Annotated in this window: 19 protein-coding genes; 11 read left to right on the forward strand and 8 right to left on the reverse strand. The window is 44.8% G+C overall.

Annotation, left to right across the window (positions count from 1 at the left end; genetic code table 11):
* Window positions 1-52 precede the first annotated feature (52 nt).
* The 3 genes from CWO13_RS11965 (at window position 53) to CWO13_RS11975 (ending at window position 3,333) form a co-directional block, all read left to right on the forward strand.
* Window positions 53-655, forward strand: a complete 603-nt coding sequence (locus CWO13_RS11965; protein WP_061032592.1) for a YitT family protein — start codon at window positions 53-55, stop codon at window positions 653-655.
* 88 nt (window positions 656-743) lie between these two features.
* Window positions 744-2,261, forward strand: a complete 1,518-nt coding sequence (locus tag CWO13_RS11970) for a winged helix-turn-helix domain-containing protein (protein WP_108083016.1) — start codon at window positions 744-746, stop codon at window positions 2,259-2,261.
* Window positions 2,262-2,406: 145 nt separating this feature from the next.
* Complete coding sequence (locus tag CWO13_RS11975; protein WP_258186382.1) at window positions 2,407-3,333, forward strand: hypothetical protein; 927 nt, start codon at window positions 2,407-2,409, stop codon at window positions 3,331-3,333.
* A 96-nt stretch (window positions 3,334-3,429) separates the two neighbouring features.
* Here CWO13_RS11975 and treC read toward each other — a convergent pair whose 3' ends face one another.
* The 5 genes from treC to gmhB all read right to left on the reverse strand — a co-directional run bounded on the left by treC (window position 3,430) and on the right by gmhB (window position 8,904).
* Window positions 3,430-5,115: an alpha,alpha-phosphotrehalase gene (gene treC / locus CWO13_RS11980; protein WP_108083017.1), complete on the reverse strand. Its 1,686-nt coding sequence runs from the start codon at window positions 5,113-5,115 to the stop codon at window positions 3,430-3,432.
* Window positions 5,116-5,256: 141 nt separating this feature from the next.
* A complete protein-coding gene (treB, locus tag CWO13_RS11985) occupies window positions 5,257-6,681 on the reverse strand; it encodes a PTS trehalose transporter subunit IIBC (protein WP_017069492.1) in 1,425 nt (474 codons plus the stop codon).
* 205 nt (window positions 6,682-6,886) lie between these two features.
* Window positions 6,887-7,831 (reverse strand): trehalose operon repressor TreR, encoded by a 945-nt coding sequence (gene treR / locus CWO13_RS11990; RefSeq protein ID WP_019824953.1) that lies wholly within the window; start codon window positions 7,829-7,831, stop codon window positions 6,887-6,889.
* A gap of 89 nt (window positions 7,832-7,920) precedes the next feature.
* Window positions 7,921-8,256, reverse strand: coding sequence for an MliC family protein (locus CWO13_RS11995; protein WP_048664565.1), 336 nt, complete (start codon window positions 8,254-8,256; stop codon window positions 7,921-7,923).
* A 63-nt stretch (window positions 8,257-8,319) separates the two neighbouring features.
* A complete protein-coding gene (gene gmhB / locus CWO13_RS12000; protein WP_017060762.1) occupies window positions 8,320-8,904 on the reverse strand; it encodes a D-glycero-beta-D-manno-heptose 1,7-bisphosphate 7-phosphatase in 585 nt (194 codons plus the stop codon).
* A gap of 207 nt (window positions 8,905-9,111) precedes the next feature.
* On the opposite strand from gmhB, the gene metN reads away from it, so the two are divergent.
* The 3 genes from metN (at window position 9,112) to CWO13_RS12015 (ending at window position 11,710) form a co-directional block, all read left to right on the forward strand.
* A complete protein-coding gene (metN, locus tag CWO13_RS12005) occupies window positions 9,112-10,146 on the forward strand; it encodes a methionine ABC transporter ATP-binding protein MetN (RefSeq protein ID WP_048661199.1) in 1,035 nt (344 codons plus the stop codon).
* Window positions 10,136-10,819, forward strand: a complete 684-nt coding sequence (locus tag CWO13_RS12010) for a methionine ABC transporter permease (RefSeq protein WP_017060764.1) — start codon at window positions 10,136-10,138, stop codon at window positions 10,817-10,819. The genes metN and CWO13_RS12010 overlap by 11 nt, the downstream gene beginning before the upstream one ends.
* Before the next feature lie 81 nt (window positions 10,820-10,900).
* Window positions 10,901-11,710 (forward strand): MetQ/NlpA family lipoprotein, encoded by an 810-nt coding sequence (locus tag CWO13_RS12015; protein ID WP_102432637.1) that lies wholly within the window; start codon window positions 10,901-10,903, stop codon window positions 11,708-11,710.
* Between the two features lie 109 nt (window positions 11,711-11,819).
* Here CWO13_RS12015 and CWO13_RS12020 read toward each other — a convergent pair whose 3' ends face one another.
* The 3 genes from CWO13_RS12020 to syd all read right to left on the reverse strand — a co-directional run bounded on the left by CWO13_RS12020 (window position 11,820) and on the right by syd (window position 14,748).
* Window positions 11,820-13,025 carry a carbohydrate porin gene (locus tag CWO13_RS12020; RefSeq protein WP_102432638.1) on the reverse strand — a complete coding sequence of 402 codons (1,206 nt, stop codon included), beginning with the start codon at window positions 13,023-13,025 and terminating at the stop codon, window positions 11,820-11,822.
* A 396-nt stretch (window positions 13,026-13,421) separates the two neighbouring features.
* Entirely contained in the window at window positions 13,422-14,198 is a 777-nt protein-coding gene (locus tag CWO13_RS12025) for a Zn-ribbon-containing protein (RefSeq protein WP_017630798.1), read from the reverse strand.
* A gap of 4 nt (window positions 14,199-14,202) precedes the next feature.
* Window positions 14,203-14,748, reverse strand: coding sequence for a SecY-interacting protein (syd, locus tag CWO13_RS12030; RefSeq protein WP_017089736.1), 546 nt, complete (start codon window positions 14,746-14,748; stop codon window positions 14,203-14,205).
* A gap of 130 nt (window positions 14,749-14,878) precedes the next feature.
* Between syd and queF the strand changes: the two genes are divergently transcribed.
* From queF to xni, 5 genes are all read left to right on the forward strand, one after another.
* Window positions 14,879-15,724: an NADPH-dependent 7-cyano-7-deazaguanine reductase QueF gene (queF, locus tag CWO13_RS12035; RefSeq protein WP_048658092.1), complete on the forward strand. Its 846-nt coding sequence runs from the start codon at window positions 14,879-14,881 to the stop codon at window positions 15,722-15,724.
* A 57-nt stretch (window positions 15,725-15,781) separates the two neighbouring features.
* On the forward strand, window positions 15,782-18,040 hold the full coding sequence (locus CWO13_RS12040; RefSeq protein ID WP_048658093.1) for a tetratricopeptide repeat protein: 2,259 nt from the start codon (window positions 15,782-15,784) through the stop codon (window positions 18,038-18,040).
* A 118-nt stretch (window positions 18,041-18,158) separates the two neighbouring features.
* The gene (locus CWO13_RS12045) at window positions 18,159-19,724 is read left to right on the forward strand and encodes a sensor domain-containing diguanylate cyclase (RefSeq protein ID WP_102478919.1); all 1,566 of its coding nucleotides are present in this window, start codon (window positions 18,159-18,161) and stop codon (window positions 19,722-19,724) included.
* A gap of 242 nt (window positions 19,725-19,966) precedes the next feature.
* Window positions 19,967-21,331 carry a nucleotide 5'-monophosphate nucleosidase PpnN gene (gene ppnN / locus CWO13_RS12050; protein WP_108083018.1) on the forward strand — a complete coding sequence of 455 codons (1,365 nt, stop codon included), beginning with the start codon at window positions 19,967-19,969 and terminating at the stop codon, window positions 21,329-21,331.
* A gap of 144 nt (window positions 21,332-21,475) precedes the next feature.
* Window positions 21,476-22,249 (forward strand): flap endonuclease Xni, encoded by a 774-nt coding sequence (gene xni, locus CWO13_RS12055; RefSeq protein WP_108083019.1) that lies wholly within the window; start codon window positions 21,476-21,478, stop codon window positions 22,247-22,249.
* Window positions 22,250-22,322: the final 73 nt, after the last annotated feature.

Raw genomic sequence — 22,322 nt, forward strand, 5'->3', positions numbered from 1 at the left:
TAAGTTTTTCTCTACTATGCACGCCTTTATTGATTAGGTAATTATTAAAACGATGGAAAAACACTCACGTAAAGAAGATTGGATTGCAGTCCTGACGGGCACGTTTTTAGTAGCGTTAGGCGTCTTCTTTTTACAGTCTGCGCACCTGCTTACCGGTGGTACTACTGGTTTGGCTCTACTGTTGAGTCAATTTTTGCCTGTAACCTTCGGTATTCTATACTTTGTCGCTAACTGTCCATTCTATCTATTGGCGTGGAAACGTTTTGGTCGCAGCTTTGCGATCAGCAGTGCGATTTCCGGCGCTTTAGTGTCTGTGTTTGCCGATCATTTATACTTGGTTATTTCGCTCGAAGTTCATAATGAGATCTACTGTGCAGTAGCCGGTGGTTTATTGATGGGCTTGGGTATGCTGATCTTATTCCGTCATCGCTCAAGCTTGGGTGGATTCAACGTCTTGTGCTTATTCATTCAGGATCGCTACGGTATCTCAGTAGGCAAAACCCAAATGGCTATTGATGCGTGTATTCTGTTTGCATCATTCTTCTTCGTATCGCCTTGGGTGATTGCGGTTTCTGTATTGGGCACTGCGGTATTGAACATCGTATTAGCGATGAATCATAAGCCTACACGCTATTCGGTGAACTACGCGTCTTAACGCCAGCTATCCAATCAATGAATTACTAGCTGTTTTTCATAACGAAAACAGCTAGTATTTAGCTTTTATAAGCTACCCCTCTTTCGTTATGCAAGATTACCTCTCCAGCGCCAAAGACACTCAAACCTCGATCTTCATTGAAGGTTTAGAATTCAACCCAATGACACGTGTCTTGAGTTGCAACGAGCAGGTCATCGATTTAGAGCCTCGTTCTATCGAGTTACTTGAGCTATTTCTCACGAGCGTCGGAGAGCCATTAGCGGCAGAGCAAATTATCGCGACGGTTTGGCAAAGTAATTTCATATCCAAAAACGTACTCACCAACCGAATCAGCACACTTCGCTCGGTACTACAAAAACACTTGCCAGAGAACGACGCTACCAAAATTTTGGTCACTTACCCACGCAAAGGCTACTTTCTTAGCCCTAGCTCGGTCAGTTTATCTAATGCAGCATCTGAAACAGCAGAAACAGTTTTGGAAACAGAACAACCTAAAGCGCGAAAGACTCCGACGCTAGTGACCTCTGTTCTCCTGTTAACGACTCTGGTGTTACTGATCACTACAGCAAGCTTGGGTTACATGTTATGGCATTCGTCGAACCATGCCTCTGAGGTTGAACGTGAACAGAGGTTAATTCCTAAGGTTGAGCTGCTACTCAATCGCATCGATGCGGTCGGTGACAATGCAAGACATTATCGCAAGATGGTTAAAGCTCTGTTGCTTCAACAACAAATTGAGTACGCCTATACCGATTTAGCCAACCAAGATGCCCCAAGTTACTTCCTAGACCCGGTAGATAGCTCTCCTTTCTTCCCTGGCGCAAAGAACATGCGCACCAGTGACTATCTGCTTAATATTCAGCTGAAGGACCAAGAGGTCGACAAACGACTCGCAGCCAAGGTCAGCCTTATCTACCCGAGCTCAGGTAAGCTTGCCTTTCGTGGCGTTTACTCTATTGAGATAGATAATCTCAGCGAGAGCTTGATGGAGATTAACCAAGAACTTGCGAGCTACTTTGCTCTGCCTGCTCCGCTCTATCCGGAATGGTCTGTCGACAATCACGCATTAAGTGCTCTATTGAATGGCACGACTATCGATCTTGAGAACGTACCACTCAACGTGATGACCTCAACGCTGATCGCTCGCCAGCTAGCGCTATTTGAGACAGATCACCAGCGACTGATTCGATTTACTAGCCTAGTGCAAACCCACTTTAAGTTGATTCCCGACGAGCTAAAACTCTGGCTTGGGATTATTCACTTCAAATTAAGAGACTTGCAAACCGCCAAGGAATTTCTGACCAACACGGCGGGCAATTCGACCATTGAGAACGCACTGGTCTATATGATGATTTCCCATATTGCTTACAAGCAAGGGGACATGGATAAGTTTCGCCTCAACTACATGGAATCCTTAGTCGCGTTATTACGAGTAGTTCCTTCTGAAGAGTTGTTCAATCGCTTATCCAAACCTGAGTCGAAGTCGACCTGTCTCCAGCCTTGGAAAAATCTAAAATTGAGTATCAAAGAGCCACCAATCATTAAGCAGTGGGAAAACCTGATGCTTAACTACTGCACAAATGTTGGCCATCAACTTTCTGAGTAAAGGAAAATAAAGCATTTAAAAACAAAAATTTAAATATAAATTAAGATCTTATGTATCTTCATTTTTTGCCCTATTAACTCTCTCACCAATAGCATTCCTAAAAACTTCAGGCCGCTCAAGGCCAACTATATTAGGAATGCTCAACATGAAAAAATCCATGACGTTGCTTGCGACTTCTCTCTTTGCTCTTTATGGCTGTGGCGGCGGAGGCGGCTCTTCTTCATCAGGTGCAACTCAGTTCGACTACCCGATCAACAACTCTCAGTTTGCACCACAAAGCATCACATTGTTGTCTTACCTGACCTCTGAAGATGGTGGAGAAAACGTAGCACTGGATCTTGCATACCGAGATATCAGTTCACAGCAGATGTTAGCCAATATTCAGTTGGAATTAGATAAATTAGCGATCGCTAATAAAACTGAAGGCGTAGCTGAATTGGAGAAGCTAAAAACAACGTTAGAGAGCATGGTAAACAGCGGCATCAACGACTTCTACGCAGCTGATATGACGGTACAAGGTGAAACAGACAGTGGCCTGTTTTACAAAGGCAGTGATGGCTTTGTTAACTCAGTTGATTCCAATATAGAATTGAGTAATGGTGAGACTGTCGACTTTTTAGTAACCAACCCGGTATTCAAATCCTCAGGCAGTACAGTAAAAGAAAAAAGCCCCAATATTAGTCACAGCAGTAGTTCTGTCGGACTTTCGTTTGAGGTTACTACTGGCCAACTAGAAGCCTTGCTTGATGATTTCTACGAAGGCGAGATCGACGATTTAGGGCCGTCAGACACACAATGTGACTTCCATTGGCTGCAACAAGTTTCCGAAAATGGGCAGCGCTCAACGGTAACGGTTCAAGACAAGAAAATTGAAACGGCGTACCTTAAAGTTGAAAACACTTACAACGTTGTTTGTGATGGGTATGATTCAGCTGAATTTCAAAGCAATACCGAGACATGGTTTAACCCAAACTTTGGCGTTGTGAAAATGATGGACTGGGACGAAAAGAATGGCACCCAACTGAGCGAAACGACATGGGTTCTCGATTCATTTACGGTCAATAAAGGCTAATAACCAAAACCTTCCATTGAAAAATAGGAAGGAAAGCTTTGAGCCTGACACTTAGATTTCAGGCTCAAAGCTTATACTCGCATAGGGGAACGAGTATTATTGCTCTATCAAGAGAATTCTTGTTTCATACGGTCGTAAGGCTACCGTATTTGCAGAAACTGGCGACTGCTCATCAGAGTAATTCCCCAATAACAGTTGCGTTTTATCAAGTTCAAATTCATTAGGTAACTCAACCTGACACGCTTCACCGTAGTAGTTATTAATACACAACAAAGTCTGACTATCAGTCTCACGAGAATACGCAAATACCGATGGGTGCTCAGGCAACAAATCTTTGTAGCTACCATGAGTAATCGCTGGCACTTCTTTACGTAACTCAATCAAGCTCTTATAGAAGTAAAAAACAGAGTCTTTATCTTCTAGCGCTTGCTCAGCGTTGATCTCAGTGTAGTTATTTGCAACATCTAGCCACGGCTTAGCTTGTGAGAATCCTGCGTAAGGCTCACTGTTCCATTGCATTGGTGTACGAGAGTTATCACGAGACTTCTGCGCTAAAATCGCTATCATATCTTGATGAGCCACACCATCACGGTTAACCATGATGTCATACATGTTGGTGCTCTCTACATCACGATACTGGCTGATCTCAGTATAACCCGGGTTAGTCATGCCAATCTCTTCACCTTGATAGATATACGGCGTGCCTTGCATCATGTGTACAGACGCAGCCAGCATCTTCGCCGACTCAACACGATACTGCAGATCATCACCTAAGCGGCTCACCACTCGCGGTTGGTCGTGGTTACACCAGAACAATGCGCCCCACCCTTTTCCGTTCAAGCCTGTTTGCCAATGATTGAAGATCGACTTGAGCTGTAAGAAATCAAACGGCGCATTAGTCCACTTCTCACCATTGGTGTAATCGACCTTAAGGTGGTGGAAGTTAAACACCATTGATAGCTCGCTGTTATCAACATTTGAGTATTGCTGACAATGCTCCAACGTAGTTGAAGACATCTCACCTACAGTCACGCTGCCGTATTTCTGGAATACTGCTTCGCTGATCTCTTTCAGGTATTCGTGTACACGTGGGCCATCAGTGTAAAAACGACGACCATCACCGATATCATCGTTAGGAAAATCTTGTTGTTTCGAAATAAGGTTGATCACATCCAAGCGGAAACCATCAACGCCCTTCTCTGCCCAAAAGCTGATAACGTCTTTTACTTCTTCGCGTACAACTGGGTTCTCCCAGTTGAGGTCAGCCTGTTCTTTAGCGAATAAGTGTAGGAAGTATTGCCCAGTCGCCTCATCTAGTTCCCACGCATTACCACCGAACTTAGACTGCCAGTTAGTTGGTGCTTGACCATCTACTGGATCTTTCCAGATATAGTAGTCGCGGTATGGGCTGTTTTTGTCACCCAATGCCGACTGAAACCACGCATGTTCTGTTGAAGTGTGGTTTACCACGATGTCCATCACGATACGAATACCACGTTGGTGCGCTTCAGCCAGCAATAGGTCGAAGTCTTCCATGGTGCCGAATTGCGGGTTAATCGCGTAGTAATCTGAAATATCGTAGCCGTTATCGATCATTGGGGATGCGTAAACTGGGGTTAACCAAATTGCATCCACACTCAAGTGTTTAAGATAATCCAGTTTTGAAATGATCCCTTTGATATCGCCAGTACCTTTACTGCCACTGTCACAAAAGCTCTTTGGGTAGATTTGATAGATGGTTGCGGTTTTCCACCAACTTTCATCATGCTCAGTCATCGCCATCTCTAACACTCACTTACCAGAAAATATAAAATAAAAATCACCATGCAAATCATGGTCGAATAGCCGATATAACTAAAAGAAAAAGCTATAACTAAGAGAAAAAGCGATGGCTCACTTTGGAGTCATCGCTTATTTAATGCATTACGCGTTGGCGGTTTCTAGCTCGCCTTTCATCTGTGCTCGTTTATAGAAGAACAGTGTTAACGTGACGGGTAGTACAATCGCCACCAGCATCGCAATTAAGTAAACAGACCAATATTGCGGTTGAATCGATAAGATACCCGGCAAGCCACCAACACCGATACCATTCGCCATCACACCTGCACTACCACAGATTGCAGCCGCTGCAGCACTGCCGATCATTGCGCTCAGCATTGGGAATTTGTATTTAAGGTTGATGCCGTACATCGCAGGCTCCGTCACACCTAAGTAGGCAGAGATTGCAGCTGGAACCGAGATGTCTCGTTCACCTTCGCGTTTGCTTAAGATGATGATGCCAACAACCGCTGAAGCTTGTGCAATATTAGATAGCGCAATCAAAGGCCAGATTGGTGTGCCGCCTAAGTCTTGCATCAGTTGTAGGTCGACTGCGTTGGTTGTGTGGTGAATACCCGTAATAACCAAAGGTGCGTATAGGAAGCCAAATACCACTGAACCAAGAATCGCAAAATCACCCGTCATTGCTGCTTTAGCCGCGAATGCCACGCCATCACCTAACATACGGCCAAATGGACCAATGAAAGCGTGAGCTAAAATCACAGACAAAATAATCGATACAAATGGCACGACAACAAGGTACAAATAAGAAGGTACAATACGCTTAAGGTTAGTCTCAATGAACGCCAGAGCCACACCCGCTAGCATCGCAGGGATCACCTGTGCTTGATAACCGACTTTCTCAATCACGAACAAGCCAAAGTCCCACACCTCAGGTACCGATTTACCTATCATGTAAGCGTTCATCAATTGCGGGGAAACCAAGGTCACACCGAGCGTGATACCCAAAATAGGGGTTCCGCCAAGCTTCTTAACCGTCGCCCAACACACACCAACCGGTAGGAAGAAGAAAATCGCTTCGCCAATCAGCCATAAGAAAGAGTGAACAGTTGCCCAGAATTGGCTGATTTCAACGAGGGTTTTGCCGTCGAACATACGAATGTCGCCAATCACATTACGGAAACCAAGAATCAAACCACCAGTAATGATGGCTGGCAGCAGTGGTACGAAAATTTCGGCTAAATGGGAGATACCACGCTCAAGGAAGTTCATATTTTGACGAGCAGCCAGCTTCGCCTCATCTTTTGATGATGCCTCTTTACCTGTCTGTTCAATCAGAAGTGCGTACACTTCATCAACTTCAGTGCCAATCACAACTTGGAATTGGCCTGCGTTCGTAAAACAGCCTTTTACTAGCTTCAATTTTTCGAGTTCAGCTTTGTTGGCCTGCTCTGTATCGTTCAATACAAAACGCAGTCGAGTCAGACAATGGCTGACACTCGCAATATTTTCTTTGCCACCGACTAACTCGATAAGACGCGCAACGTCTTGCTTCGCTATCTTACTCATACTACCCCACCCTGGTTTCATTCAATTACTCATCTAAACCATGCAGTGATAACCACTCAAGATTCAGACCTATGGGAACATTCCCAATCACAGTTATTATAATGCCCGCACGAATGATAAATTTAAATGGGAACAGTCCCATTAATTGAAAGAGATCACACTCTAATTTTAATCTAAGCGGTTCAATTTCGCTTAATTGAGTGGATTATAGAATCGGAGATTGAGTGTGATGAGAGATCTCTGAATTGCCTAAAAGCTGAGAGATCAATAGATTAGCCGCCAACTTACCTGCAGATTGATAGCCTGGATCAATACTAAATACGCGAGGGAACAAGAAAGAGAGAAGATCATTGCCACCAACGCCTGTTACAACCACATCTTCACGTTGTAGTTCTTGTAGACGCTTGATCACGCCAAGAGCCAATGTGTCACTAGCACAAACAAGTGCTTGAGTTGTAGGAGTCAGTACCTCATCCACCAGCTGATAAGCGCTTTCATGATGAAGTTGGCCAGTACGATAGTTCGCAATCACTCCAGTGCTTTCACACCAATCGAGGTAAGCCTTAAGACGCAACTCACCGGTTGATTTATCGCTAGGATCAACACCAATAAAACCGACATCTGAGATACCCTGATCCGATAGATGCGCTAACGCACTATTGATCACCTGTTGGTTATCATAGTTAATCGACGTTACGTTCTCGGTATCCAGAGCGATAACAACGGCTTTGTGTTCCCACGCTTCGATCGCTGGAATGTCACAGTCCGTAAAGCCAAACACAATAATGCCATCAACGTTACGACGCTTAAGAACCTGAAGATGCTCGTTGGCTTTATCTCTATCGAGTTGGCTTTCCATGATCACCACGTCGTAATCCGCTCGATACAACTCAGCTAGCATGGTGCTAACGGCTTTGTTTTCAGAGGGAGAATCTAAACGAGAGATGATCACGCCGATGACTTTTTGACTGCCACCACGCATTGATTGCGCAGACTTTGAAGGCGTGTACCCAGATTCTTGAATTACTCTTTCCACCCTTTCACGGGTTTCAGGTTTCACTTTTGGATCATTGGTCAGAACGCGAGATACGGTTGACTTACCAACACCGGACAGCTTAGCAATATCGAGAATAGTGAGTTTTTTGCTCATAAAAAGTCTAACGTTAAAGGGAAGAGAAAAAAAAGTGAGGGTAGATCCCCTCACTTAACTGTTTGTAAATCTTAGGAGTTAACTATGGCTTACTTTCGACAATTTTTATAGACGACACGACCAAGTTCTAGACGTGCGTTGTCACCTTTGGTACGTAAAGTGACGCTATTGATCAGTTCAGAGGTTCCATCATCTAAGATGTACTTCGTTCCTGAACCTGCCGCTATTTGAGTGAGGCGATATTCATTCTCTGGCAAACGTAATACCGCTTTTTCATTACCAAGGTAAGCGACCTTAAATGAAGCGTCAGACTCACATTGATAAGTCACGAATTGATCGTCCGATACTGCACCATCAGGCGCTGCGGATTTAGAACACCCGAATAACGCTACCGTACATAGAGATGCTATCAACAATGCTTTCATACTGCGTTCCTCATCTTTATATAGTGAACAACATTTATATCTAAGTGAAAGAGACTTAGTGTCTTAACCTTTTAAGAATGCTGGTACATCTTTAATACTGTCAAGCACGACACTTGCAAGTGCTTCACCCTTTTCAGTGATTGGCTTACCGGTTCTTACCAGTACTTTTGTGCCAACACCTGCCGCTTCTGCAGCCATCATGTCTTCAGCTTTATCGCCGATCATGACCGAGTTAGCCATATCAATCTTCAGAAAGTCACGAGCAGAAATGAACATACCTGGCTTTGGTTTACGACATTCACAATCTTGCTTGTAGTCACCAATACCGTGTTCAGCGTGGTGCGGGCAGTAATAGATGCCATCAAGCTCAACGCCGTTATCGACAAAGTTCCAATCCATCCACTGCGTTAAAGAAAGAAAACGGTCTTCACTAAACATGCCGCGAGCAATACCAGATTGGTTGGTCACTAGCACCAATAAATAACCCATATCTTTAAACGCTTTCGCCGCTTCAAACACACCATCGATGTATTCAAAGTCATGCTCATCATGTACGTAGCCGTGATCAACGTTAATCACACCATCACGATCTAAAAAAACAGCAGGTTTAGACAAAATTTTGTTCTCTATCAACTCTCTATTAATCATTAATTATTACACGCTTTATTTGCTTCATCACTATCTATTTAGTTTTGCGTTCGTTAACGATTTGTTTCTAGCTTATCAACACAATCGACGTTTAGCCGTCTAGACGTAAAAATATCTATTGACTTAGATCATAGAACACCATAGCATCGTCTGTAAATCGAGCGAGCTATCGAGATATTATTCTGTTCTACCTGCACGGGTTTCTCTATGATTAAAGTGAATCAAGTCAACAAGGTTTTTTATCAAGGCACTAAAGAAATCAATGCCTTAATTGATATCAACCTCCACATTCCTCAAGGTCAAATCTTTGGAGTCATCGGCTCTTCAGGTGCAGGCAAAAGTACCCTAATCCGCTGTGTAAATATGTTGGAAGCCCCGACTTCAGGTGAAGTGATTGTTGACGGTATCGACCTGACAAAACTCAGCAAATCTGAACTTAGCGAAGCGCGCCGTAATATCGGCATGATATTCCAACACTTCAACCTGCTGTCTTCTCGTACTGTATTTAACAATGTAGCACTGCCTTTAGAGCTTGCTGGTAAAGATAAAGCAATTATTGAAGCGAAAGTGAGTGAGTTACTTGAACTCGTTGGCTTAGCTGATAAGCGTGACACTTACCCTGCAAATCTAAGTGGCGGTCAAAAACAGCGTGTTGCGATTGCTCGTGCCCTGGCCTCTGATCCGAAAGTACTTCTGTGTGATGAAGCGACCAGCGCACTGGATCCTGCAACCACTCAATCGATTCTTGAGCTACTGCGTGAAATCAACCGTAAGCTGAACATCACGATCCTGCTTATTACGCACGAGATGGATGTAGTTAAGAGCATTTGTCACGAAGTGGCGATCATCGGCGGTGGTGAATTGGTAGAGAAAGGCACAGTTGGTGACATCTTTGCTCACCCTAAAACTGAGCTTGCGCATCAATTCATTCGTTCAACGCTGGATCTGACGATTCCCGAAGATTACCAAGCACGCTTGCAACAGACTCGTGTAAACAGCAGCTACCCGCTGGTACGCCTTGAGTTTACAGGCGCAACGGTTGATGCTCCGCTGATGACGCAGATTGCACGCAAATTCAATATCGATGTCAGCATCCTAAGCTCTGACCTTGATTACGCCGGCGGTGTGAAGTTCGGCATGATGGTTGCTGAACTGTTCGGTAATGAAGCAGATGATAATGCTGCTATCCAATTCTTACGCGATAACAATGTAAAAGTAGAGGTGCTTGGTTATGTCCTTTAGTTTCAACGAGATTGCTGACTGGATCAGCCTTAACGGTAACCTTCTATTAGGCGCAACAGGCGAAACACTTTACATGGTTGCTGTCGCTGGCATTGTAGGCTTCGCTGTCGGTATTCCACTAGGCGTGATTCTACACACGACTAAAAAAGGTGGCCTGTTAGAGAACACCAAAGTAAACAAGATTCTAGGTGCGATTGTGAACGTGGGTCGTTCAGTGCCTTTCTTAGTGTTGATGGTTGCGATTATCCCACTGACTAAGATGCTGATTGGTACCTTCATCGGTACAACAGCAGCGATTGTTCCACTGACAATTGGCGCTATCCCATTCGTAGCTCGACTTATCGAAAGTGCACTACTTGAAGTACCAACAGGTCTAGTAGAAGCAGCTCAATCGATGGGCGCAACACCAACACAAATCATCAATAAGGTTCTGCTTCCTGAAGCACTACCGACGATTATCAACTCAGTAACGATTACGCTAGTGACGCTGGTGAGCTACTCGGCAATGGCAGGTACTGTAGGCGGTGGTGGTCTAGGTGATGTCGCGATTCGTTACGGATTCCACCGTTACGATGTGACCATCATGGCTGTAACGGTAGTGATGTTGATTGTGCTTGTACAAATTATTCAATCAATCGGTGATTCATTAGTTCGCCGCGTTGACCACAGATAAAGACTCAACGTTTAAACGCAAACTATCTAAGACAAGAGTCGTCTGAACCAAATTAAATAGATTTATTAAAAGGAGATTATTATGAAATTTAGCCTTAAAGGTTTACTTACTATCGCAGCAGCAGCATCAGCGCTAGTACTAGCAGGTTGTGGTGATAAAGAATTGGATACTTCTAAAGTAAAAGTTGGCGTAATGGCAGGTGCTGAAGCGCAAGTTGCTGAAGTTGCAGCTAAAGTAGCAAAAGAGCAGTACGGCCTAGACGTTGAACTGGTTACTTTTACAGATTACGTAACACCAAACGCAGCACTGGATGATGGCTCTATCGACATCAACGCATTCCAACACGCTCCGTACCTAGATCAGCAAGTGGCTGACCGTGGTTACAAACTGACTATCGCTGGTAACACGTTTGTTTACCCAATTGCTGGTTACTCTAAAGAAGTGAAATCTGTCGACGAAATCCAAGACGGTGCTCGTATTGCAGTACCAAATGACCCTACAAACCTAGGTCGTTCTCTTCTGCTTCTTGAGCAACAAGGTCTTCTTGAGCTTCGTGAAGGTGCTGGTCTTCTAGCAACTGTTCGTGACATCGTTAAGAACCCTAAGAACCTAACAATTGTTGAACTAGACGCAGCACAACTGCCACGTTCTCTTGATGATGTAGCGCTTTCTATCATCAACACAACTTACGCGAGCTCTATCAACCTGACTCCACAAAAAGATGGCGTATTCGTTGAAGACAAAGATTCTCCTTACGTAAACCTAATCGTTTCTCGTGAAGACAACCTAAACGCTGAAAACGTACAGAACTTCGTTAAAGCTTACCAAACTGAAGAAGTGTACAACGCAGCTTCTGATATCTTCCAAGGTGGCGTAGTTAAAGGTTGGTAATCACCTAAACTGCAGCATCGTATAGATACCCGAAGGGGCTGACATAACGTCAGCCCCTTTTTATTTACGGCAGTTTTTTATGTACCGCAATTAGTTAAAAAGGCTCGACTTACCACCAAGCTTCCACTTGCATACCAACGCTCATTTCACTGTTTTTTCCTTCACCGAAGGCATTGTCGTTTTCTGCATCATTTAGGTAAGTGGCGAAGATACGAAATTCAGGACGAGACCAGAAACCCACTTGTGGAACCCAAGCCTGAGCGATTGTAAATTTACCACCCGCCCCATCTTTGTTATCAATCGTTTCTACAAAACCACCAATTTCAAGAATGGTACGCATGCGCTTGTCCCACTTATAAAGCGGACGGATTACAGCACTGAACGACTCGTCATCACTGTTATTCGCACCAACACCCGATGACGCGGCATAACGAACCGTGTGACCAAATTCGATGTTCTCACCGATAGCAAGCACACCCCAGTTAATCAATCGGAAGCCATCCGCATCGTTGTTATTTACATCACGAACGATGCCCTTACCTGTACCAAAGGTTGTCATCTGCTCCGCATAACCAGAGTTAGCCACTTGGAGAATGGTTTTGTTGAAACCACCCGCTAGTTTTTGATTTAGGCTGGCAGTCAGCATCACGCTATCATCCGCGTCCACCGTTTGGCCCTGCTTTTCATTGGCGAAGTTCATATCAATACCGACCTCAAGATCAGCATTTTTCCACAATGGAATACCCGCATAACGTATATCAGCAATCATGGCTGTGGTTTCTTTGCCATCAAACACATCGCCAGTAACCGTGTCTTGAATCAAAGCCACCGATAATTTACCTGGTCCCATATTGATGTGTTCAACCCCCGCACCAATACCGCTTACATCCCAGTAGTAGTTATCAACGATGTGAACATCATGGCGTTGGTAGTAGCGCTCACCCGCCCAAATACCAATATCTTTATCTTCAAAAAGCCCTACTGCTTGAACATTGAGTTGAACTACATCAACGCTTTTATCCGCCGCGTTCTCATCTTGGCCTTGCCAGTACGACAACATGGAATCAACTAAAAATGAAACGTCGTCCTCAGCATACACTTCTTTTCTAAAACCAAACTCGCCATACAGGTCATTTTCGTTGCCGAGTCGTCCAACTTTACTCACCTCCCACTTGCTGTTTGAGCCGCCTTCATTACTCAGGCCAACGCCTCCGCGCATGTAACCATTGAACTCCAATGGCTTGGTTTCATCAGCGTATAAATTAGGGGCAAGTAAAGCAGTAGAGAGTGCAGCAGCAATAGGTAACAGTTTCATCGTCCATTCCTTTCAGATCTAGAATCAGGTTATTTTTATAAATGGGAACATTCCCATGGGATCGATCCCATTTATATTGAGAAGAATATAAATTGAAAGAGAACTGATTGATTATTGTGATCAGGCTAACTATTGAGGTAACTAAAAGTTGATGGGTGTGGAATTATTTCTGTGAATACATGAGGACTACAGAGATAGACATACAGCACAGAATGAGCGTACTTAAGGGCGAAATAGATTCGACAATATTGGAAAAGCCCAATACTGATTAATGCTCAATATGGAGGTCAAAGAAAGAGAAACAGACGAGAAGCTAGCAGAGAGAAAACAGAGGAATAAGTATCGAAGTATTGATCAACACTTCGATACCTTGAATCGAAAATTAAGCTTTATGGATTACTTAAGATGATCCCAAGAGATGTTTGATACCAGACGGCAGTCATCACACTTGAAATAGAAAATATCGTGGATAGGCGCATCTAGCAGCCATTCGCCACCACATTGCGGGCATTTGCGCTCTTTTTCAGCTTTTAAGCTAATGCCACCCACGCGGTACAAGTAGTAATAAGTCGGGATCTTCGTGAGATATTCAATGCGTCCTCTCAAGCCCCAACCGCGTTTGAACAACACACTTTTAGTATCACTAATCTCTGTCAGAGTTGCGTGTTCAGCACGACAACCACCACCCATTTGGACTTCATCACAAGCTTGCCATTCAGTCTGCCATTTCAATACGGCTTTATGGTCACCATTGAAGGTTGGCGGGTTGCGATACAGAGGGATCGGCAACAAGCTGTCACCACTGCGTAGCGGCGAACAGGTATGAACGAACGTCGTGTACAACACCTGCCAGCTTGGCGCTTCGTCTTCGGCCACTTCTTCAGAGTTAAGATCTCGCCCCAGTAAACGCATTTTAGGCGCAAGCAGGCTCGCGTTAGACAAGCGATCAAAACACACTTTTACGAAATCTGAGTGGTTACGCGGGTGCAAGCTGTCTTGCTCTGGGCAGACAACGCGAACATAAAATTCGCCGTCACCCATCACGATAGGAAATTCACGACCCAACACTTGCCCGTTATAACGAAGTGCATCCATTAAGCCATTAACAGCCTTGTCGACAGCGCTTACCGTTGTGTTGTCAAAACACTCAAATTGAAGTTCTAGTACGTACATCTATTTATACCGCTGGTTGTAGCTTTTCTAAAAACTCTGCCAATGTCTCGGCTAGTACATCACGATTTTTGGTGCCTAAGCGCTCCAAAATCACGTTACCCGTTAGGTTACAGATAGAGATAACATCCAGCTCTGCATCGGTCGCGGCAATGAAAACCGTAGGCTTTAGCTTCAAGCGACGCTGAGTCACTAGGTGACCCAAAATGTTTTCTTGTAGGCATTCGAAGTCTTCATCACTCCAAATCTGTAATAGAGTCAGCTCGTTACCATCAAAAGTCGCATTCATATCTGCGCTGAATTGTGCGCCATAGAAAGTCTTGATGTCTTCATGCAGAGTCAACTCAATACCGGTTTCAACGTTGGTGAAATCCGCGAATTGCTCACGTGGATAGTGCTTCCACAACACGGCGTCGCCACTCTTTTCTTCTACGCATGGCGATACGATGTCCACCAACTCCTCATTACGAGGTAAGCTTTGGTGTTGCTGCTGCCACGCGTCAACGTATCGCTGACTGAAAGAAAGTAGTGCGTCTTGAGCACGTTGAGTCATGAAAATCTCCTAAACACATAATAATAAATAGAATCTGGGCCTTTCCTTGCCGAATAAGCGATGACTTAATGACAGGGTAATGGGGATTCAGTAAAATCGACCCCATTCTAATCGAATTTGAAACGAAAGTATGAGCAAATATTCTGACGCAAAAGAGCTAGCGGGTTTAACCCTAGGCCAAAAAACTGAGTACTCTAACCAATACGATGCAAGTTTATTGCAACCAGTGCCTCGTAGCCTTAATCGCGATGATCTTGCGCTAAACGGCGAGCTGCCTTTTGTTGGTCATGATATTTGGACTATGTACGAGCTTTCGTGGCTAAACACCAATGGCCTACCACAAGTGGCTGTTGGCGAAGTTTTCATCCCGGCAACCAGCCCAAATTTAATTGAATCAAAATCTTTCAAACTGTACCTGAACAGCTACAACCAGACTCAATTTGAAAACTGGGAACAAGTCACTGAGCGCCTGACCCAAGATTTGTCAGCATGTGCAGGCGAAACCGTCATTGTGAATGTAAACTCAGTAACCGACTACACCAACCAACCTATCGTAACGATGGAAGGCGAATGTATCGACAACCAAGACATCCACATCACTAGCTATGACTTTGAAGCATCACTGCTTGAGGGCGCTGCTGGCGAACAAGAAGTCGAAGAAACACTGCACAGCCACCTATTGAAGTCGAACTGTTTGATCACTAATCAACCGGATTGGGGCAGCGTTGAGATCGCATATTCAGGTAAGCAAATTGACCGTGAAGCTCTGCTACGCTATTTAGTTTCTTTCCGTGAACACAACGAATTCCACGAACAATGTGTCGAACGTATCTTCACTGACATCATGAAATACTGTGGCCCATCGAAGCTAACCGTATTTGCTCGTTACACGCGTCGTGGTGGTCTGGATATCAACCCGTACCGTTCAACAGAGCAAGATAGACCAAGCCACAACAAGCGTATGGCTCGCCAATAATAGGCATACAAACCACACACTTATTGGAACCTACCTCATCTTTAAAGGGACATTGAAATGCGTTGGTTATACGTCGTTAGCCTATTTATTTTAAGCTTAAGCACATCGGTTAATGCGTCGGTCTACTCGTCGGCGCTGCTCAATGAAGCCAATAACTTGGTTGAGATCGAGCCGAGCCAAGCAAAACAAATGGCCAACAGCTACCTCACGCTTCGTGTCCTTTCCGATCAACGCGAGAAAAGCCCTTCTGCTATTTCTCGCGAAGAGACAGACTCTTCTATTCGAACACCAAACAGCAGTATCGATGCGTATAAGATCTTAGCTAAAGCAGAGTACAACCTTGGCAATATTCGCATTGCTATCAAGCACATCGAAAAGGCCTCTGAGCTAGCGAAAACCTATAAGCTTGATTACCTAAAGCTGGATCTCCAGATCCTAAAAGTTCGCTTGGTTTGGCTTAATGATAGAAAATCAGCCAAAGCAAAATCAGAGCTAGCAGGTATTGAAGCAAACCTAGAATCGGTGAATAAAACCTTACGCTTGACGGAAGGCATCACCTATCGCTTGATCATGTTAAAAGCCGACATCGCCTCTTACGACAACAAGGTCGACGAAGCTGAGAAGTTCTATCAAGAAGCCAAAACCTACCTCGACCAGCGCTACTCTGAAAAAGTCACCATCGACTACCACATCTCAGTCGGTGAGTTTTATCTGACCCACAAAGAGTACAACCACGCGCTGTCTGAGTTGTTGTATGGCTATTGGAAATCAGTCGAAGGCAACCTGAGTTCACGCTTGGCCAAGGTAAACCGCCTACTTGCTCAGCTTTTCTTTGAGCGCCAAGTTTTAGATAAAGCGCTAGAGCACCTTTCTCAAGCTGCTGATTTCTATGATAACTTTGAAAACTCACCTGTCTTAGCGCAAGTGCTTAAGAAAATGGGTGACGTGTACTTCTATCAAGGGAAATATAACCTTGCCCTGGTGCACTTCTTCAACGTTCTTGATCACGAAAGTACTGACCGAGATATCCACGAAGTCATTGATATTCGCCTAAGCCTATCAGCGACTTACCTACGCCTTTATAATTACCCTTTAGCAGAACAGTACCTAACACGTGCCCTTGAGCTGCTGGAATACACCGACATACCAAAGCTGGAAGGTCGTGCCGCACTGTTATCGGCTGGGTTGGCTTATCACCTGCAAGAAAGCGAAGACGTGATTAAGCATGCAACACGCGCACTTGAGATCTCACGCCAGATAGAAAACATGCGCCTTTCACAACGCTCGTACTACTTACTTTCTTTAGGTTATGAGCAGGCTGGTCGTCCACAGCAGGCGCTAGCAAACCTCAAGCAGTACAACAGCCTTGTTTCTTTAGAGCAGCAAAAACTTAACCGTGTTGGCGAAGATGCATTCCGCCAACAGAAAGAGTTTGCCGAGCAGACCTTGCACTATGCAGGCCAAGCGCAAGAGCTAGAAAAATACAAACTGGAGCATCGTAAGTTCCAAAAAATATCGTTCGCCCTATTCTTGTTCAGCATTGTCTTGTTCTTCTTTGTGCTACGCCGAGGCTACCTCATTCAAACCTTGGCCAAAGAAGTGGACTCACTACGCACAGATCTCTTTACGCACTCGCGTTCGAAGCTTCCTAACCTAAGAATGCTCAATGCGAAGCTCTCGAACTCTTTGGAGCAAACCAGCCAGACCTTTGAGCAATGGCAGATGGGGGAATTGATTCATGAACCACTGAACGACCGTTTGCGCTTTGTGATGATTGATTTGCCGTTCTTGCGCAACATGTACACGCAGAACGGTTACAAAGCCGGTTTAGAACTGGAAGATGCTTTCGGTGAATTCCTCAAATCTAAGCTTGAAGGTCCAGCTCGTGTTTACCATTTCTCGGATGCGAACCTGCTTTATATCGAGCCCAACGCCGACCGTGATTTATCGCCTGAGGCCATGTTCAGAAAGATTCAGTCTTGGGTGAATGACTTCGAAACAGAGCGTAACATCAATCGAACGGTCCGCATGGGCATCGCTGACTACCCGTTTTTACCACGCGCTTACACCGCAATTAACGATCAAGAGCTGCTCGACGTATTGTTAATGTCGACCAATCTAGCTCGTGAGATCAGTCTCAAAGAGCGCAGCAGCCAATGGGTATACCTAAAAGCTATCGATAATGCACCAGCAGCGAGCCTTGCAACTGGTAACATAAGAGAAGCGTGTAAACATGCGATTAATCAAGGGTTAATAAAAATACAATCGTCGTACCAGAATGAGGACAACATCAAAAAAATGCTAAAAGATGACTGATTTGCGAGCGGTTAAGAGCGGCAAGTCGTGACCTTATTTTTAGTTTTGTTATTATCGATGTAACGGAATTTCATCAAAATGATCGAGATCGGTCTACGCGGCGCTAATTAATACATCTATGGGCATTCTTGAAAAAGACATTCAGGCGCAACTCCACCAGCTGAAATCTCAGTTGGAGCAGGTTCGTTTGACGCAAAGAGACACCTCGTTCAAGTTTATTAGAGAACAGAAAGTTCTAAAGCGTATCGTCACATCTTTAAGTGACGCATGTGTTGGCAGTAACAGTCATTTAGATGAAAACCTCATTGCCCTTAGGGAAGAGCTAGAAAAGCAAAAAGACATTAGCTCAATGATCCCAAAGCTGGCAGTATTAGAAAGGATGCTTAAGCAGAAAACGTTGGCTATGGATAAACAGAACGGATATCTGGACGATAGCATTAAGCACAGTGGGGAAACGCTGCAGCGCATAACAGGCCTTCCAGCGCAGCTTAAACGCGACCTACGAAACTTACTTAGCTTCTCCGAATGCAATGGCAGTCAAAAAGTCGATCATGCCATGAAACTTCTCGGTATTTATGAGCGTGCCATTAAGATTATGGCGAATAACTCACGCACTCATTTTGCCGACGCTACGTATTCTCCGGAACAAGAGCTCCTTTCCGACCTATCAAATGAATTACAACATCTGATCACTGAACTTGATTTCGAGGGTGAATCGGGTGATCTCCTTACCGATATTCGAGCGAAGCTGCTGCTTGGTGTTTCCACACAAAACCTACTTGAGTTGACACTTCAGATCCTCAAACTGGTCATTGAAGGCACCAACCTAGAACGTAAGAAGTCTGAACAATTTGTTGATCAGCTTAATTCATCTCTAGCTTCCAGCATCAAAACGGCAGACCAAAATACCGACCAGAGCCAAAGCTACTTTGAGCACCGCCAAGGGCTTAACTCTGAGTTAAATGAACTTGTCACTAAGAGCCAAAACTCTGTAGAGAAAGCAAAAGATATTGATAGTTTAAAGCGCTCGATTAACCCGCTGCTCAGTGAAATAGCCTCTCTTTCGGAAAGATTGAACCACGCAGAGCAAAAAGAACAAGCTCTAATAGAGAGAATGAATTACGGAAAGACTCAGTTAGATTCACTGTATGAAGTCACCCAAGATTACCGTAAGCGTTTGGAAGATCAGGCTCAACGCATGCTGCTTGACCCGCTAACAAAGGTTTACAATCGCACCGCCTTTACTGACCGCTTAGAGCTTGAGTATCGCCGCTGGATCCGCGCACAACACTCACTGCGCGTAGTACTGCTCGATATAGACAACTTCAAAGCGATTAACGATAGCTTTGGTTATACCGCGGGCGACAAAGCACTCAAAATCATCGCAAGAACCATCACCAAAGAAGCAGGCACCACTGATACTGTGGCGCGTTTTTCAGGTGAAGAATTTGTCTTATTGCTGCCAGAGCAAACTGATGAATATTGCCACCAGGTCATTCAAAACATCCAAACTCAAGTAAGTCGTTTGCCCTTTAAGTTCCGTGACCAACAAATCACGATTACCTTGTGTGCGGCAAGCACTCAGTTTAAAGAGTCAGATACACCAGAAGAAGTATTGGAAAGACTCAATAAGACGCTAAACAAAGCAAAACAACGCGGCACTAACCAACTTGTTTGGAACTAAGCCACCTTAGATTTAATTTATTTCATTTTTTCAAATACTTATCACATACCATTTCCCTCAATGTTTGCTAAGCTAATGATTAACATTCGCTTAACAAGCATTCTTGGCAAGCAACGCTGTCGTATCCGTTTCGTCTGGTTAACTCTCTCCCACCTTTAACCAAACACTTTCAACGTTTGCTTCTCACTCTCGAGCCAGAGGGTCACTTCAACGTCCCCTGCTCTTTTCAACAAGGAGGCACTATGATCACTCATATCAGCCCTGCCGGTAGCATGGATTTACTCTCTCAACTTGAGGTTGAGCGTCTTAAGAAAACCGCGTCTAGTGATCTGTACCAACTGTATCGTAACTGTACGTTAGCGGTACTCAACTCAGGTAGCCACACCGACAACTCCAAAGAGTTACTCGACAAGTATCAATCGTTTGATGTTGAGGTAGTGCGACGTGAGCGTGGTATCAAACTCGAGCTGAGCAACCCTCCAGAGCATGCCTTTGTCGATGGTGAAATCATCAAAGGTATCCAAGAGCACCTATTTTCAGTGCTGCGTGACATTGTTTACGTCAACATGCACCTCGCAGATAACCAAAGGCTCAACCTGACTAATGCCACTCACATTACCAACCTCGTATTTGGTATTCTGAGAAATGCAGGCGCACTTACACCGGGTATCGAGCCTAACCTGATTGTATGTTGGGGTGGTCACTCTATTAATGCCACTGAATACCAATACACTCGCGAAGTGGGTAATGAACTTGGCCTACGTGAGCTGAACATCTGTACCGGTTGTGGACCGGGTGCGATGGAAGGGCCAATGAAAGGCGCGGCTATTGGTCACGCTAAGCAACGTTATACTGATCATCGTTACTTAGGGCTGACAGAACCTTCAATCATTGCTGCTGAGCCACCAAACCCAATCGTGAACGAACTGGTGATCATGCCAGATATCGAGAAACGTCTTGAGGCATTCGTTCGTATGGCGCATGGCATCATCATTTTCCCAGGCGGCCCAGGCACAGCCGAAGAGCTGCTGTACATCTTAGGGATCATGATGCACCCGAACAACGCTGAGCAGCCAATGCCGATTGTCTTAACGGGTTCGAAAGAGAGTGAGGCTTACTTCCGCTCTATCGATAAGTTCATCGGTGAAACCTTAGGGCCTGATGCGCAGAAACACTATGAGATCGTGATTGATGATCCTGCTCGCGCTGCAAAAATCATGAAACAAGCGATGCCAGATGTGCGATCTCACCGTAAAGAGACCGGCGATGCCTACAGCTATAACTGGTCACTGCATATTGAGCCGGAGTTCCAACTGCCATTCGATCCGACACACGAATCTATGGCGGCGCTTGATCTTCATATGGACCAAAAAACAGAAAGCCTAGCCGCTAATTTACGTAAAGCGTTCTCAGGCATTGTCGCAGGTAACGTCAAAGCTGAGGGTATTCTAGAGATCGAGAAGCACGGTCCATTCCTGATTGATGGCGACAAAGAGCTAATGACCAAAATGGACCAACTGCTAAATGACTTTGTGGAGCAACATCGAATGAAGCTACCGGGTGGTACGGACTACGTGCCTTGCTATCAGATTGTGTCTAGTAGCTAATAATGGCAAGCAACTGATAACAGGTGACAAGCGTAAAACTAAACAAGTCATGACGTATACGTCGCTAACGTTTCAACTCACCAAGTGATACGTTACTATAAGGGGCTAGCAGCCCCTTTTTTATTGCCTATTTAGTGGAAACTTATGTCTATCCATCTTGTTATTATCGATGCCTTAAACCTCATCCGACGCGTGCACTCTGTTCAGCCGGACCCAACCGATATAGCAAGAACCATCACCACGACAACTCGCACTCTCAATAAGATTCTGAATGAATCAAAACCCACCCACATCATCGCGGTATTTGATCACCATTTACAAGACCGTGGCTGGCGCGCAGACGTGCTCCCTTCTTATAAGCAGAACCGTAAACCGATGCCAGAGCCATTGATGAAAGGTCTTGATGCTATTCAACAAGCTTGGTGGGAATTAGGCATTGATTCACTGCTGTCTGATGGCGATGAAGCGGATGACCTAGTCGCAACACTGGCAAAGAAAGTGGCTGACCACGGAGAAACCGTCACCATCATTTCGACGGATAAAGGCTACTGCCAACTGCTATCACCCACTCTGCAGATCCGTGACTACTTCCAGCACCGTTGGCTAGACAAACCCTTTATCGAAGCTGAGTTTGGCGTTAAGCCTGAACAACTGGCGGATTACTGGGGGTTAACAGGTGTCAGCTCTAGCCAAGTACCGGGAATTCCAGGTGTCGGACCAAAAGCAGCCAAAGAGATATTAACCACCTACCCAGATATTGAAACGGCCTACCAAGCAGAAGATCTACCGAAAAAATACCGTAAGAAGTTCGACGAGCACATCGAATCCGCTCGTGTATGTAAGCAAGTATCGGCACTCAAAACCGATATCGATTTAGGGTTCAATCTGCAAGATATTCGCTACGAAGCACACGCTTAAGTCGCTGTGACTCGATGGTATTGATACAAAAAATGCTCCTTAAAGGAGCATTTTTTCACTGACACCCTAACGT

The sequence above is a fragment of the Vibrio sp. ZF 223 genome (assembly GCF_003050585.1).
In the GTDB taxonomy this organism is placed as follows: Bacteria; Pseudomonadota; Gammaproteobacteria; order Enterobacterales; family Vibrionaceae; genus Vibrio; species Vibrio crassostreae.